This is a genomic window from Pseudomonas sp. CROZ-RG-20F-R04-15, assembly GCF_022662375.1.
Lineage (GTDB): Bacteria > Pseudomonadota > Gammaproteobacteria > Pseudomonadales > Pseudomonadaceae > Aquipseudomonas.
In genome coordinates this window covers 41,835-57,882 of the sequence record NZ_JAKNQL010000007.1, presented here as the reverse complement: position 1 = coordinate 57,882, position 16,048 = coordinate 41,835, and the positions used below count along the sequence as shown (strand labels likewise).

Here is a 16,048-nt window from a genome sequence, read left to right as displayed (position 1 = left end):
GAGGTAACCTGCTGTAAATACGGAAAAAAGGAGCGCGCAGCAGCGAGTCCGTGCAGACGGCGCGCAGCCTGGAAAAACTAAAACATCGGGGCGTGGGTGTCTGACATGGGAAGCGGGGACAAGCCGCCGGCGTGAGCACCGCAAGTCCCCTGTGGGAGCGAGCCTGCTCGCGAAAGCGGTGGGTCAGTCGACATCATCATTGACTGAACCAACGCCTTCGCGAGCAGGCTCGCTCCCACAGGGTTTGTGTCCGAGAATCAGAGGCGGCGTTTGCGGTTGAGGCTCGGGATGGTGGTCTGGGCGATTTCGACGTGCCTGGCCTGTCGCGAGGTCTGTGCCGCCAGCGCCGCCAGCGTCGGCTGGCTGAACAGCGTCCGCGCGTCGACATGCAGGCCGGCCAGACGCATGCGCGCGACCAGACTGACCGCCAGCAACGAATGCCCACCCAGTTCGAAGAAGTTGTCGTCGCGCCCCACCTGCTCGACCTTGAGCACCTGCGCCCAGATCTGCGCCAAGGCAGTTTCCACGTCGCCTTCAGGTGGCGCATAAGGCCGACTGAGCAGCGCTTCCGCCCCCGGTTCCGGCAACGCCTTGCGATCGATTTTGTCGTTGGGCGTCAGGGGCAACGCCACCAGCATCACGTAGGCGCCGGGCACCATGAATTCCGGCAACTGCGCCAATACATGCGCTCGCAATGCTTCAAGCGTTGGCGCAGTCAGCTCGGCACGCAGGGTGTAATACGCCACCAACCGCTCATCGCGCACCAGCACCACCGCCTCGCGAATGGCCGGGTGTTCCAGCAGGCGCGCTTCAATCTCGCCCAGCTCAAGGCGCACCCCGCGCAGCTTGACCTGGAAGTCATTGCGACCGAGGAATTCGAGATTGCCGTCAGCGCCGTAACGCACCAGATCCCCAGTGCGATACAAGCGATCACCGGCCACAAACGGGCTGTCGATAAAGCGTTCGGCCTGCAATTGCGGCAGTCCCAAATAGCCCCGCGCCACGCCCACCCCCCCAATGTGCAAATGCCCGCTGACGCCAAACGGCACCGGTTGATCGCTGGCATCGAGCACATACAGCCGCGTGTTACTCAGCGCCTTGCCGATCGGCACCTGTGTCTGCGGCACCGGTTCACCGGGTTCCAGGGTCCAGCCGCTGCTGTCGACGGTGGTTTCGGTCGGCCCGTAGACGTTGTGCAGGCGCACCCACGGCAGGCGCTCGCGCACTTGCCGGGCCAGCGCAACGGTCAACTCACCGCCACCGTTGAGCACGTCGGTGAGGCTGGTGCACTGGCTGACATCGTCCTGTTCGATGAACTGTTGCAACAACGCCGGCACGAACTTGACCACGGTAATGTTCTGCTCGCGGATCACTTGCGTGACATACGCCGAATCGCGATTGCCGTCGGCCCGCGCCAGCACCAGACGCATGCCCGAGCACAGTGGCCAGAAGATCTCCCACACCGAACTGTCGAAACTGTACGGTGCTTTTTGCAGCAACGCCCCGTGTTCAGTCGGCGGCGACAACTGCGAGCCCCAGTGCACCATGTTGCAGGCGCTGCGGTGCTCGATCATCACGCCTTTTGGCGTGCCGGTGGAGCCGGAGGTGTAGATCATGTAGGCCAGATTCGCCGCGCCGAGATCCGGCACCTGCGGATTGTCGTAGGGATGGTCCTGCCAGACGCCGAGGTCGAGGTCGATCAGCGGCACGCCGGTTTCGCCAAGCAGATCGCGCGTCGCCTCATGCACCAGCAGCGCAACCGGTGCGCTGTCCTGCAACATGTAGTTGAGCCGTTGCAGTGGATAATCCGGATCGAGCGGCACATACGCACCACCGGCCTTGAGAATCCCCAGCAGACCGATCACCAGTTCCGGCCCGCGCTCGACGCAGATCGCCACCCGTGAATCCGGCTGTACGCCGAGCCCGCGCAGATGATGGGCCAGGCGGTTGGCCTGCTCGTTGAGCTGGCGATAGGTCAGGCGCTGCTCGGCGAATTGCACGGCGATGGCATTCGGTTTGCGCTGCACCTGTTGTTCGAACAGCGCCTGCAGTGGCTGGTCCATCGGGCAATCGACTTCAGTAGCGTTGAACTCGATCAGCAGCCGTTGCCGTTCTTCCTGCGGTAACAACGGCAGGCTGTTCAGTGGCCGCTGCGGCGTGGTCTCCAGTGCCTCGACCAAACCGCTCAACGCTGCTTGCACGTAAGCGCAAATCCGCTGCGCGCCGATGTTCGACAAGGTTCGGGTGGTCAGACGCAAGCCCGTGCCGAGATCGTCGACACTCAGGGTAAACGGGTAATTGGTGCGTTCCTCGTTGGCCAGGGTCTCGATGCCCTGCCAGGTTTGCCGGGAGTTTTTTTGCTCAGCATCATCGCTGTGTCGGTAGTTGAGCAAGGCACTGAACAGCGGCGCCGGCGCAGCGACGCCACTGCAACGCTGGGCCAGCGCCAAAGAGGCATGTTCATGGGCGAGCAAAGCGGTCAGCCGTGCATGGGTGGACTTCACCGCCGCGCGCGCGCCCTCACCGACATCGACCCGCAGCGGCAAGGTGTTGATGAACACCCCGAGCGCCCGGTCGGCACCCGCGCCGCCCTGCATGCGCCCCATCAACACCGTGCCGAATACCACACTTTGCTGGCCGGATGTCGCCGCCAACACTTGCGCCCAAGCGAGGTGGATCAGACTGGCAACACTCACGCCCGCCGAACGCGCCTGCTGCTGCATGCGCTGATAGAGATCGGATGCCAGGGTTTGCTCGGCTTCTTCGATGTTGCTGCCGTCACCCTGCACGTTCTGCAAAGTGAACGGCAAGGTCGGCTCGTCGATGTCGCCGAGCATCTGCCGAAAGAACGTTTCATGCTCCTGCTCACTGACGCCCAGTCGCGTCTGCGCCACGTAGTTGCGATATGGAACTGGCGGCGCCAGCGTCTCCGAGTGCCCGGACAGGCTGGCGTGAATTTCTTCGCGCATCGCTTCCAGTGCGATGTGATCCATCGCCAGATGGTGGAACAGCAAGATGCCGACCACTCGGTTGTGCGCCGGATCACGGGCAACCATCAGGCGCAGCAGCGGCGCCTGACTGACGTCGAGGCGATAGCGCCGCGCGTCGAAGCGCTGGTGTAATTGATCGATGATCGCGCCGTGGGCAGGATCAAGTTCAACCTCTTGCACCGGCAAAATGGCCTCGCGCCAGACCACTTGCACCGGTGACGTCAGCCCCTCCCAGACCACCGCCGTACGCAGGATGTCGTGCCGCGCCATGACCTCACGTAGCGCAGCGACGAAGGCCTCGACCCGTTCGAGGCTGTCGAATGCCAGCAGCGATTGCAGCAGGTACGGATCGCCCTGCGCGGCGGTGATGTGGTGATAGAGAATGCCCTCCTGCAACGGCGCCAACGGGTAGATGTCCTGCACATTGGCGGCACCGCCCGGCACGGTTGCGACGATACGTTCGATCATCGCCTGATCCAGTTGCACCAGTGGCAGCAGCTCAGGGGTGATGTGCGTGCAATCGGCAGGAATGCGGTTGGCCGGCACCTCGACTTCGCGGCCACTGCCCTCCGCTGCCGCCAGCGCGGCCAGTGTCGGCTGACTGAACAGCACCCGCACATCGCTGCTCATACCGATCTGACGCATGCGCTCAATCAGCCCGACCGCCAACAACGAGTGGCCGCCCAGTTCAAAGAAATGGTCGTGACGCCCTACCCGTTCGACCTGCAGGACTTCAGCCCAGATCTGCGCCAGGGCGATTTCGACGTCACCTTGTGGCGCCTCGTATTCACGACGGATCAACGCCTCCGGTCCCGGTGCTGGCAAGGCCTGGCGATCGAGCTTACCGTTGGCGGTTAGTGGCAACGTCGCCAAGCGCACGTAAGCCGCCGGCAACAGGGCGGACGGCAAGCGCGAGGTCAGGTGCGCGTGCAGTTGCAGGATATCCAGCGCCTCATGCTCGGTGAACCATGCCAACAGCTGACCGTCGCGCACCAGCACCACGGCTTCCTGAACCGCGTCATGACTGCTGAGCGCCGCTTCGATTTCGCCCAGCTCGACACGCACGCCGCGCACCTTCACCTGATCATCGTTACGACCGATGTACTCAAGGTTGCCGTCGGCGCGCCACCGGGCCAGATCGCCGGTGCGGTACATGCGCGCATCCGGCTGCACACTGAACGGGTCGTCGAGGAAGCGCTCGGCCGTCAGGTCCGGGCGATTCAGATAACCCCGGGCCACCCCCGCGCCGCCGACATACAACTCGCCCATGATGCCGATCGGCACCGGGCGCTGTTGATCATCGAGCAGGTAAGTCGTGGCATTGCTGACGGGTTTGCCGATGTGCAACGCCTGCCCCGGTGCGATCAGTCCTGAAGTGGCGACCACCGTGGCCTCGGTCGGACCATAGTTGTTGACCACCGCAAACGACTGCGCACGGTTGAACTGGCGCAGACGATCACCGCCGATCAGCAAGGTGCGCAAGGTCGGATGGTCGAGTTGTTTGCTGAAAGCGTATTCGGCAATCGGCGTTGGCAGGAAGCTCACATCCAGCGGCTGCGCACGCCACCAGTCGAGCAGCGCGTCGATGTCTTCGTTGCCTTCGCTTGCGGGCGACAAGTGCAGCGTCGCCCCGGCACACAACGCCGGCCAGACCTCCCACGCCATCGCGTCGAAACCGAAGCCGGCAAGGCTCGAGGTGTGCTGTCCGATGCCGAGGCCGAATGCCGCGCAGTGCCAGTCGACCAGATTGCCGAGTGTGCGGTGCTCGACCATCACGCCTTTGGGCAATCCGGTAGAGCCGGAGGTGTAAATCACATAAGCGAGGTTGTTCGTGGTCAACCCCGGCAGGTCAGGATCGGTCGTGTTGTCGAGCGACCATTCGCGCCGATCAAGCTCGATCACCGGCAGCGATGTTGCAGGCAAACGCTCACGCAGATCGCTTTGGCTCAACAACGCCACCGGAGCGCTGTCACTGAGCAAATAGCTCAGGCGTTCGGGCGGATGCGCCGGGTCAATCGGCACATAAGCGGCGCCAGCCTTGAGAATCGCCAGCAGCCCGACCAATGTATCGAGGCCTCTGCGGGCAACGATCGCTACCCGGTCATCAGGCCGTACGCCGAGGCCCAGCAGATGATGGGCCAGTGCATTGGCTTGCCGGTTCAGTTCGGCATAGCTCAGCGTCCGCCCCTGACAAGTCGCGACCACAGCGTCCGGTTGTTCGGTCACTCGGGATTCAAATCGCCGATGAATCAGCTGGCCCTGCGGATAACTGACTCGGGTGTCGTTCCACTGATTGAGCCGGGCAAGCTCCGCCGGGCTGTTCAAGTTGAAATCGGCGACTGCACGCTCCGGACATTCCAGACCTTGCTGCAGAATCAGCAACAAACGCTCGGTGAACGACGCGATCTCGTCAGCCGTGAAACAGGCTGGCGAATACACCAGATGCAACCAGGCTTTGTCGTTGTAGCGGTTGCTGCGCAGGTGAATGGCCAGCGGTGTCGCCTCGTGCTGGTTGGAGACCTTGACCGAGTGTCCCAACGCCTCACCGTAACGGTAGTCATGGTCGTCCTGCTCGTAGGACACCGACAGTTCGAACAGTTGCGCACGGTCTTCACGCAACAGGCCCAGTGCGCGGTTCATCTCGCTCAGCGGGTAGCGTTGATGGCGGAAATCCTGCTTCAGGCCAGCGCCAATCGCTTTGATCAACTCACCAAATGACAGTGCCCGGCCAAAGCCCATGCGCATTGCACTGACTTGGGTGAATAACCCAAGAGTGCTTTTGAAGCGGGCACCGGAACGATTGAGAATCGGCAAGCCGACCACCCACTCGTCACGTTGGGCAGTGCGACTGAAATACACATGCAACGCCGCCAGCAAGACGTGAAAGGCCGAACCACCGAATTGTCGCGCGCAGTCTTTCATGTGCTCGTGCAGCACGGCTGGAAAAGCCTCGACGTGGATGCGACTTGGCGCCGCTTCAACGTCGAGAGATTCGCGATGGCGGGCAGTCAATAAGGGTTCGGGCAAGCTGCGGTACTTGTCCAGCCAGTAGCGTTGATCTCGCTCATAGCGGGGTGACTGATGGTAGCGCGCGTCATCTTCGATAAAGCCGACATAGGAAGGTGCCGCCACACTCGGGCGCTCGCCACGGCACAACGCGCTGTAGATGTCGCCCAGCGACTTGAACAGCAGCGCGAAAGCCCAGCCATCGATAATCAAGTGGTGGGCCTGCGCTGCCAACCAGTGGCGATCGCGATCGAGGCGAATCAGCGTGAAGCGAAACAACGCTTGCCCGTGCAACACGAAGGCATGCGCCATCTGCTCTTCGACAAGCTTACGGGCCGCCGACTGCGGATCGGGGTGTCCACTGAAGTCATGCAGCGGCATAACCACCGGCAACGCCTCGGCAAACCCTTGCAACGGTAGCCCGTCGTGGCCAACGTCCGATTGCAGAACAATGCGCAAGGCATCGTTGGCTTCAACCAGATATTCAAGTGCCGATTGCAGCAATGCCGGATCCAGCGGTCCGGTCAGTTCGACATAACCGCCAATGTTATACAGCGGCGAATCTCCGCGGCTCAGTTGGTCCAGCCAGATATCCCGTTGAGCGGCAGTCAGCGCGAATGTCTCGACAGGCACGGACAGATCGTCCGCCACGTTGGCAGAAGTAGGCTGCATAAGATCCTTCTCATGTGATTTTGCCGGTATTCAAGCATCGGCCCCGACGCTGACATGACACCTGAAACCCGGACAATCACCCGGTCCGTACCTGCCTGTGAAGCTTTGCTGGCGTGGTTGTCGCAGGCACTGTCTAAAAGTTCGGAGAGGAAATACTGAAAAGCTTGTAGGAAAAAAACCACATAGCAGCGCCGCCATTTGCTCGAGCGTTGCCGATCAGAATTGACCATCGCCCGGGTTTCAGGGGCCTGAGCGTGACTGAACAGTCACTCACACCGGTACACCTGTGTTCAGCGGCGTCAGAACCCCGGCGCCAAGATTCAGAAATAGTGGCACTTTGTGTCCCTGTTTTCCCCTACAGACGTAGGACAAATCCATAGGCTTAAATCCCGCTCCAGATCATGTTCAAGGAGAAATGACTGCGTGGGCGGCTTTTACAGAGACGGCAGACGATTCAGTGATGGCTCTGAACCAGGGATGAAGGATATGAATCTGACCGGCACTATTCGCAACACCGAAAACCCGCATTTCTACTGGCAACTCGGTGAACTGATTGCCAGTACCGGCGATGATCATTTCGCCACGAACATGTTCCAGTTGGTCGACACGCTGGTGCCGGTCAACCGGGTCGATCTCAGTGAGTGGACGCTGGATGAGCGTCAGGCCAGTGTGGTCGACATCAAGCCCTTGGGCAGCGCCGGTCCGGCGCAGACGTGTGCCCCGCCCGATCCGCTGGAGAGTCCCGACGATCATCCGCTGTTGCAGAAAATGATCGAGATGAACGATTCGCTGCTGATTCAACTGAGAGCCTCGCTGCAGCCGCGCCATCCGCAACACAGCGCCCACCAATGCAATCTGGTCTCGCGCACGTCCAACCGGCGTTGCGTGATTTCGTTTTACCGACCGCATACGCAACGGGTGTTTTCCCTGCCGGAGTTGTCGTTTCTGAAAAGTCTGTCCGACACCCTGCTGCCACTGATCGAACGCCATGCGCAGATCAGCCGGCAGATCCTTGCCAGGCAACCTCGCCAACCCTTGGCCGAGCTGGATCAGGCACCGCTGGCGCAAGTGTTCGATGAGCGCTTGGCGCTCAGCGACATCGCCCTGTCGGTGCGCGAGAAAGAAGTCTGCCTGGGTTTGTTGACGGGCGGCACCGTGCCGCAAATGGCGGAAAAACTGCGGGTCAAAAACAGTTCGATCGAGACGTATCTTAAGCGCGCCACCGCCAAACTCGGGGTCAGTGGTCGCCATGGTCTGGCGAAATGGATGGCCGGGGCCTGAGCACAACGCTCTTTATATGCATGAGGCAGTTCGATGTTGACGTTGCGACTTTCCCTGCTGTCCATGGCAATGCTGATGGGCGGTTGTTCATTGATTCCCGAGTATCAGCGGCCCGTTTCACCCAGTGCCGCGCACTATCCGACAGCAACGCAAGCGGCGACGAACAGCGAGGACTGGCGCACGCTGTTCACCGACCCGGCGCTGCAACAGCTGATTGAAAGCGCCTTGATCAACAACCGCGACCTGCGTGTAGCGGCACTCAACGTCGAAGCCTTTCAGGCGCAATACCGCATTCAGCGCGCCGACCTGTTCCCGGCGGTGTCGGCCAACGCCAACGAGTTACGCCAGCGGATGCCGCCGAGCGTGACCGGAAGCAAAGCGCTGATCAACTCGACGTACTCGGCCAACCTCGGCATCAGCGCCTATGAACTGGACTTCTTCGGTCGCGTGCGCAGCCTCAGCGAGGAGGCCTTGCAGACCTGGCTGGCCACCGAACAGGCGCGGCGCAGCGCCCAATTAAGTCTGGTGGCCAACGTCGCCAATGCCTACCTGACCTGGCGCGCCGATCAGGAGCTGCTGGAACTGACCCGCGACACCCTCGCCGCCGACGAACAGAGCCTGCACCTGACCACGCGCAATCGCGAGGCCGGCAAGTCGTCGGCCCTGGAGCAGGCGCAGGCGCAGACCAGCGTCGACAGTTCACGCGCCAATCTGGCGCGTTATCAGCGGCAGGTCGCGCAGGACTTGAACAGCCTGACCCTGCTGGTCGGCGCGCCAGTGCCGGACTCTCTGCCGGCGCGTCCGCTGGCCAGCGATCTGGTGCAACAACTGCCCGCCGGGCTGCCTTCGGATCTGCTGCAACGGCGCCCGGACATTCTCCAGGCCGAGTACAAATTGAAAGCGGCCAACGCCAACATCGGTGCAGCGCGAGCGGCGTTTTTCCCCAGCGTCAGCCTGACGGCGAATGCCGGCACCTCCAGTCGTGACCTGTCCGGATTGTTCGGCGCCGGCTCGGGTGCGTGGACCTTTCAACCACAGATCAACCTGCCGATCTTCAACGCCGGCAGCCTGCGCGCGAGCCTGGATTATTCGAAATTGCAGAAAGACGTGGCCGTGGCCGAATACGAAAAATCGATCCAGACCGCGTTCCAGGAAGTCGCCGACGGCCTCGCCGCACGCAGCACGTATCAGCAGCAATTGCAGGCGCAACGCGATCTGGTTCAGGCCACGCAGACCTATTACAACCTCGCGCAGAATCGTTACAAGAACGGCGTCGACAGCAGCCTGACGTTCCTCGATGCGCAGCGTTCGCTGTTCAGTTCACAGCAAGGCCTGATCACCGATCGCCTCGCGCAACTGGTCGCCGAGGTCAATCTGTACACCGCGCTCGGCGGTGGCTGGCAGGGAGATGAACCGCGCGTGCAGTGAGACCACGTCACTTTTTCTTACACCTTTTGTCGCCCGATCCGACGCCGCACGGCGATCCGCAGCCGTCGTCTGGTCTCAGTTTGGTATCATGCGCCGCTTTTACGGTTAACCCCCCGCCAGTCCTGCCGACTGACGGGCTGCAAAAGGCGGTATTAGATGACGGCTTTGTTGACTCGCCGCAAGGTGCTTGCGGGAATGGGCGTGCTCGGGCTGGGCCTGCTCGCCGGTTGCGACACCCGTGGCCAATTGTCGTACAAGTACGGCAAGGATCTGAGTAACAAGATCATGGGACGTACCTTCAAACTGAAGAACACCGACGGCGAAACCATGACGCTGTCGAGCTTTCGCGGCATGATGCCGATGGTGTTTTTCGGCTTCACCCAGTGCCCGGCAGTCTGCCCGACCACCCTCGCCCGTGCGGCCAAAATCAAGAAGCTGATGGGCGCTGATGGCGACCGTCTGCAGGTGATTTTCATCAGCCTCGATCCCGAGCGCGACACGCCGGAAATCCTCGACGCCTACATGAAAGCCTTCGACCCGACCTTCGTTGCGCTGTACGGCACGCTTGAGGAAACCGCGGCCACGGCCAAGGAATTCGACGTGTTCTACGAGAAAGTCCCCGCCGGCGACACCTATACCATCTCGCACACTGCCACCAGTTACGTTTACGACTCCAATGGCGGCTTGCGCCTGGGGCTGTCCACCTCGCTTTCGGCAGAACAATGCACTGAAGATTTGCTTACTGTTATGGAGGTTTGCTGATGCAACCTGTTCTGAACCACATCAAACGCGCTGTCATCGGTCTGTCTCTGCTGGGCCTGGCGTTCCAGGTCTCCGCGCAGACCAAAGTCGACGACGCCTGGGTGCGTGCCACCGTGCCAACCCAGACCGCCAGCGGCGCGTTCATGACCCTCACCGCCGACAGCGACAGCAAGTTGCTCAGCGTCGCGACGCCAGAGGCCAAAGATGTGCAGATCCACGAAATGACCATGAACGGCGATGTGATGAAAATGGGCGAAGTGAAGTCGGTCGACCTGCCCGCTGGTAAAGCCGTCAAACTTGATCCGAACGGCTACCACGTGATGCTGATGAAGCTGAATGGTCAGTTGAAGGAAGGCGAAACAGTTCCGCTGACCCTGACCGTGGAAAACGCCAAGGGCGAAAAAGAGACCATCGAAGTGAAGGCACCGGTTCGTGCGCTGACCAACATGGAAGGTCACGATCACAGCAAAATGCATTGATCTGACTGAGCGCCAATAAAAAAGGGGCGGCCTGATCGATGATCAGGCCGCCCCTTTTTTTTACATTGATTGTGGCCGCTGGTGCTCATCAATCCATATAGCCGTTACAGCGAACAGCAATTTCTTTTCGTTATAAAAAACTGTCAGTTCTTACAGTGGGCATGCGGTGGGCCACTGGTTACGCTGGCCTCGCCTGCAAAATGTGCAGGGGTTTGCGGAGAGATGAAAAATGGCTTTAAAACACATCAATGACTTGCCCTTTGAATTTCAGGGTCTGGATCATCAGGCGAAAACCATTTCATTGTCGAAAACTGAAACATTCGGCGCCATAGTTACCCCTGCCGTAAAAATGAACCGCTATGAAGTGGGCGTGCACTTGCAAGACGGTCGTGCGCACACTACCGATGTCACGGACCTCAAGAAAATGGAAACTCACGGAATCGTACCAAGGTGGTGTTTGATCTCAGGCGAAGAAGTAATACTTACAATCAAATGGTGGCCTGGGCCTCATTTTACTTATGAAATTCTCACGGTAGTTGACTAACTTTCTGCCTGACAGCGGCCTGTAATATGGGCAGGCCACTGTTCTTCGGAAACGCGCCAACATGCCTTAGTACATCTGAGGCGAAGTACCGATATCGCCTCTCCATCAACTCCCCGCACCACCATGCGCCTCTTCAAAGAAATAATCCTTCCAGCTCCCCGCCTTGTTCTTCAGCACGCCCAGTTCCTGCAATTTCTCTGCGTAAATAAACGTGCGCTGTGGCACCACGGTGAAGTCGATCTCCGGATCCTTGACGATTTGCTCGACCAGGGCCAGCGGCAACTTCGACTGTTCTACGCGAATATAAGCCTGTGCAGCAGCGGGTTTGTCAGCCTTGATGATCTTCTCAGCCTCAGCCAACGCGTCGTAGAACGCCTTATAGGTTTTCGGGTTTTCGTCGTGGAATTTTTCCGTGGTGTAGAGCACGTTGAACGTTGCCTGTCCGCCGAGCACGTCGTAGGAACTCAACACTTTGTGCACGTTGGGATTCTGCAGGGCCTGGTATTGAAACGGCGGGCTGGAGAAATGCGAGTTGATTTCCGAGCCGCCGGCAATCAGCGCGGCCGTCGCATCGGGGTGCGGCAGGCTCACCGAAATATCGTCGAATTTCTTGTACTGGGCGTCGCCGAATTCCTTGGCGGTCTCGATCTGCAAGGTGCGTGACTGGAAGCCGACACCGGCGGCCGGCACAGCAATCCGATCCTTGTCGCTGAAGTCCTTGAGCGTTTTGATGTTCGGGTTGTTGGTCAACAAATAGTTGGGCATCGAACCCAGTGCGGCGATGGCTTTGACGTTCTGTTTGCCTTTGGTGCGATCCCACACGGTGAGCATCGGCGGCACGCCCGCCGAAACCACATCGAGCGAACCAGTCAGCAGCGCCTCATTCATTGCTGTAGCGCCGGAAATGCTGTTCCAGTCGACCTTGATGTCGAGGCCCTGCTCTTTACCGTGTTTTTCGATGAGGTTCTGATCGCGCACCACATCGAGAATCAGGTAACCGATGCCGAATTGCTGGGCGATGCTGATCTTGCCTTCGGCCTGAGCGCCGGTGCTGAACAACGCACTCGCGGCCAGGGAAGCGGCCAACAGAGTCAGTCCGGAACGTTTGAACGGTGTGGCCATGACAACCTCGCAGCATGGGGTGGTTTGCTGAAAGGTCTGACTTTATAGATATAAAAAACAGAAATTAAATATCTTTATCGCATAAAGATAGCACGAGGACGTCTGGCGGGCAGTAAGCGCCGGGCGCTGTCGACAAAAGGCATAACGATCAGGCTGTACAACGTCAGGTAACGTTCTCGGTCTGCTTCGCCAGTGCCGAAGCGCAGCGGTTCCGGTGTCGAAGTGGTGAGATACAGCGTGCCGAACATCCAGTCCCACACCGACAGATTGGTGGCGAAGTTCTTGTTGTGGTGACGTGGCGCATCGCTGTGGTGAATTTGGTGTTGCGCCGGGCTGTTGAGCACATGCTCGATCCTCGGGCCGAACGATAGCCAGACGTGACTGTGACGCAGATTGGCTGCCAGGCTGTTGACGAACAACACCAGCCAGGTCACGCCGAACAAGGTGTAGCGGCTGACTTCACCACCACAGGCGTACCAGACCACGCCGGCAAACGCCGCGAGGCCGACGGCCATGACCAGTCTTTCTGCCAGTGTTTCGACGATATGAATGCGGCTCGCCGTGGCCGGTACCAGTACCGGCGCGGAATGATGAACCTTGTGAAAATCCCACAGGTAGCGCGAATGAAAGGCGCGATGAATCCAGTAATGCAGGAAGTCTCTGAGCAGGAACACGCCGAAGCCGTAGAGCGAGGCGATCCATGGGTGATTGGGCACTTGCTCGCGTGCGCCCCACAGTTGCGTGAAAAACTGCAGATAGTCGCCTGAGCGCAGAATGTACGGATCAACCAAGGCCACCAGCGGCAAGACCAGCGCCACTTTCAGTATCGCCTTGATGAAGTAGTAGCGGTAATCGAGCCATGCCGAGCGATGGCCGAACACGCGCCGGCCGCCAATGTATTGCCAGAAGGTCTGCGCATCGGTCAGCTGGCGCGACTTTCTAAAGCGGAACAGTGCGTAGGCAATGCTGAACGAAGCACAAAGAAAAACCACGCCGAGGCGACCATTGAGGTCGAACAGGCCGAAAAATTGCGTGGTGACCGGGGTGATCACCCATCGCTCAAGCTGAGCAAGCAGTTGTGTGAGGACGTCCACGAAGGCCGATCTCCAACAGAAGATGCGCATTGTAAATCGCAACGTTTCGCAAATGCAGCTTTTACGGATCAAAGGCTCATTCTGCTTGCCTGGTCTGCCTACACATCAAATGTGGGAGCGAGCTTGCTCGCGAAAGCGTCGGCACAGGCAAAAGCTCTGTCGACTGAAAGATCGCCTTCGCGAGCAAGCTCGCTCCCACACTGGATCTTCGTTGCCGGATGACGGGTTAAACAGCCTGAAACAATAAATCCACCCGCAGCAATATGTCCGATTGCCCTGCCACACGAGGCCCGGTCAGGGCCGCAGACATTTCAGCACCTTCAGAGGGCACCGCGCCAGCGCATCAGCTGTGCGTTTAAAAGGGCGATCAGACAGCCTACCCTTGGTATCATCGCCCACACTTTTATGACGTTTTAATGGCTGGAAGGTCTTTTTTTGTGAGCGCTCTTTTTAACCGGTTGCGGCAGCCGTATGCCCGCCTCTTTTCGCTGATTTTTCTCGTGTTGATTGTGCCGGTGTGCCTGCGTGCAGCACTGGGCTGGTCGACACCGCTGGGCTATGTGTCGGACCTGGCCATCGGCAGCCTGCTGGTGGTTTTGCTGCATCGTCGGGTGTGGTGGCTGGCCTTGCCGGTATTGGTGTTCTGGGGCTTGCTGGCGGTGGCGACGGCTGAGCTGGTCAGCGCGGTTGGACGTTTGCCGACACCTTCCGACATTCATTACCTGATCGATCCGCAGTTCGTCGAGAACTCCACCGGCGGCGGGCTGGCGCATCCGGCATTGGGCATCACCTTGCTGCTCGCCCTGCTGCTCTGGCTGCTGACCCAATTTGCTGGCCGTGGCACGCCGCGTCCAGCCCTTCCCCGTGCGGTCTGGGGCGCGCCGCTGGCGCTGTTCGCCGCGCACTGGGGCGCGCAAAACCTGTGGCCAAGCGAAGCGGATCCGTGGCGCCAGTACAATCTGCCGCACCAGTTGCTGGCCACCGAAGTGGCCGATTTGCAGATCCGGGCCGAGGAATGGCTCGATGGCGATGTCGAAGAACCCGCGCCGGCCATGGCCGGACTCACCGACGTCGACCTCAACGGGCAGAAGCTGCTGGCCGCACCAGGTCAGGCGAGCAACGTACTGATCATCGCCCTTGAAGGCATTCCCGGTGCCTACATCCGCGCCAACCGCGAGGCCATCGGCAGCCATTATCAGGAAGACCTGATGCCCAACCTCAGCCGCTGGGCCGAGCGCGGCATGAACACCCCGGATTACGTGCTGCATACGCACCAGACCATTCGCGGTCTGTACGCGATGCTTTGCGGTGACTACGACAAACTCAACAACGGCACGCCCAAAGGCGTGGAGATGCTCACTCTCAACGAGCGCAATCAGGCCTGCCTGCCGGCGCAACTGCGGGAGCACGGCTTCAGCACACACTATCTGCAAGGTGCCGGCCTGCGTTTCATGGCCAAAGACAAGATCATGCCGCACATCGGTTTCGATGCGACTCATGGTCTCGAATGGTTCAGCAACAGCAACTATCTGGAATTCCCGTGGGGCAAGGATGACAAGGCGTTTTTCGAAGGCGCGCTGGATTATGTCGGCCAACTGAAAAAGCAGAAAAAACCGTGGATGCTGACATTGCTGACCGTCGGCACCCATCAGCCCTACTCCGCGCCCGAGGAATATCTGGAGCGCTACGAAACGCCAAAACAAGCCGCCGTCGGTTATCTCGACGACGCGCTGGAACAGTTCCTCAGCGGCCTCGAACGTCAGGGTGTTCTGAAAGACACGCTGGTGGTGATCACTTCCGACGAATCCCACGGCATCGATGGCGTGCGACTGGCCTCGTCGTGGGGTTTCAATCTGACCCTGGCGCCAGAACATGAACAACTGCCACGACTGAACAAAGGCGTGTATGGCCACGTCGATCTGAGCACCTCGATCCTCGACTATTTCGACCTGCCAGTGCCTTCCGCGCTGAGCGGTCGTTCGCTGTTTCGCGACTACGACAGCGGCCGCGAAATCATGTCGTTCACCAACGGCAAACTGCGCTATCACAACGGTCAGGGAATCTTCTCCGAGTGCGACATGCCACGCCGTTGCCGCTACTACGAAAGCGCCGGTTTCATCGCCGAAAGTGCCACGTACAAAGGCAACTACAGCGGCCACCCGGCCCGGCAAATCGCCGCGCGCGCCAACGCCCTCGACCTGTCGCTGCTGCGCACACCGCTCAATCACCGCTATCAGTTCGGCAGTACCAACGTCATCCCGCTGCAAGCGCAAATCAAGGATGACTGGGCCGACAATCTGATCGGTGCGCAGTACCTGGAAATGCCCAAAGGCTCGCACACTCGCGTGCGTCTGACGGTACGTTCAGTCGACCCGCAGCAGGCGGCGTACATTCAGCTCAAGGCCAAGGAATTCGAACAGGACGTGCAGATCGGTCTGCCTGAGGAGATGGTCGCAACCGCCGACCAGCCACTGGAAATGAACTTCAGCTTCGACAACCCGCAAGAGCGCAAAGCGTTTTCTTTCCATTTGCTGGGGTATGGGCTGGGTGCGGTTGAGGTGACGGACTTCAGTGTGATTACTGAATTGCCGGGGCAAGAGGATATTCTCGACGACGTGCCGGATGACGACACCGCGCAATCCACCTGACCAAAGTTCTATAAGGGCGAGC

General features: G+C 59.8%; 9 protein-coding genes. 6 read left to right on the top strand and 3 right to left on the bottom strand.

The genetic code is table 11. The features are described from left to right. Positions 1–257 precede the first annotated feature (257 nt). Positions 258–6,668 carry a non-ribosomal peptide synthetase gene (locus tag L8H52_RS12655; protein WP_242207319.1) on the bottom strand — a complete coding sequence of 2,137 codons (6,411 nt, stop codon included), beginning with the start codon at positions 6,666–6,668 and terminating at the stop codon, positions 258–260. A gap of 486 nt (positions 6,669–7,154) precedes the next feature. Between L8H52_RS12655 and L8H52_RS12650 the strand changes: the two genes are divergently transcribed. The 5 genes from L8H52_RS12650 (at position 7,155) to L8H52_RS12630 (ending at position 11,162) form a co-directional block, all read left to right on the top strand. Beyond that, positions 7,155–7,949, top strand: a complete 795-nt coding sequence (locus tag L8H52_RS12650; RefSeq protein WP_242207318.1) for a helix-turn-helix transcriptional regulator — start codon at positions 7,155–7,157, stop codon at positions 7,947–7,949. 33 nt (positions 7,950–7,982) lie between these two features. Next, positions 7,983–9,377 carry an efflux transporter outer membrane subunit gene (locus tag L8H52_RS12645; RefSeq protein WP_242207317.1) on the top strand — a complete coding sequence of 465 codons (1,395 nt, stop codon included), beginning with the start codon at positions 7,983–7,985 and terminating at the stop codon, positions 9,375–9,377. 156 nt (positions 9,378–9,533) lie between these two features. Next, positions 9,534–10,139 (top strand): SCO family protein, encoded by a 606-nt coding sequence (locus tag L8H52_RS12640; protein ID WP_008079652.1) that lies wholly within the window; start codon positions 9,534–9,536, stop codon positions 10,137–10,139. Then, on the top strand, positions 10,139–10,618 hold the full coding sequence (locus L8H52_RS12635) for a copper chaperone PCu(A)C (protein WP_242207316.1): 480 nt from the start codon (positions 10,139–10,141) through the stop codon (positions 10,616–10,618). Before L8H52_RS12640 ends, L8H52_RS12635 begins: the two co-directional genes overlap by 1 nt. A gap of 229 nt (positions 10,619–10,847) precedes the next feature. Next, positions 10,848–11,162, top strand: a complete 315-nt coding sequence (locus L8H52_RS12630) for a hypothetical protein (RefSeq protein ID WP_242207315.1) — start codon at positions 10,848–10,850, stop codon at positions 11,160–11,162. 105 nt (positions 11,163–11,267) lie between these two features. Here the strand turns inward: L8H52_RS12630 and L8H52_RS12625 are convergent, their stop codons facing one another. Together L8H52_RS12625 and L8H52_RS12620 are read right to left on the bottom strand one after the other, a co-directional pair. Continuing rightward, positions 11,268–12,284: an ABC transporter substrate-binding protein gene (locus tag L8H52_RS12625; protein ID WP_242207314.1), complete on the bottom strand. Its 1,017-nt coding sequence runs from the start codon at positions 12,282–12,284 to the stop codon at positions 11,268–11,270. 74 nt (positions 12,285–12,358) lie between these two features. Then, positions 12,359–13,378 carry a sterol desaturase family protein gene (locus L8H52_RS12620; RefSeq protein WP_242207313.1) on the bottom strand — a complete coding sequence of 340 codons (1,020 nt, stop codon included), beginning with the start codon at positions 13,376–13,378 and terminating at the stop codon, positions 12,359–12,361. Positions 13,379–13,815: 437 nt separating this feature from the next. Here L8H52_RS12620 and L8H52_RS12615 point away from each other — a divergent pair, with 437 nt between their 5' ends. Beyond that, positions 13,816–16,026: an LTA synthase family protein gene (locus L8H52_RS12615; protein ID WP_242207312.1), complete on the top strand. Its 2,211-nt coding sequence runs from the start codon at positions 13,816–13,818 to the stop codon at positions 16,024–16,026. Positions 16,027–16,048: the final 22 nt, after the last annotated feature.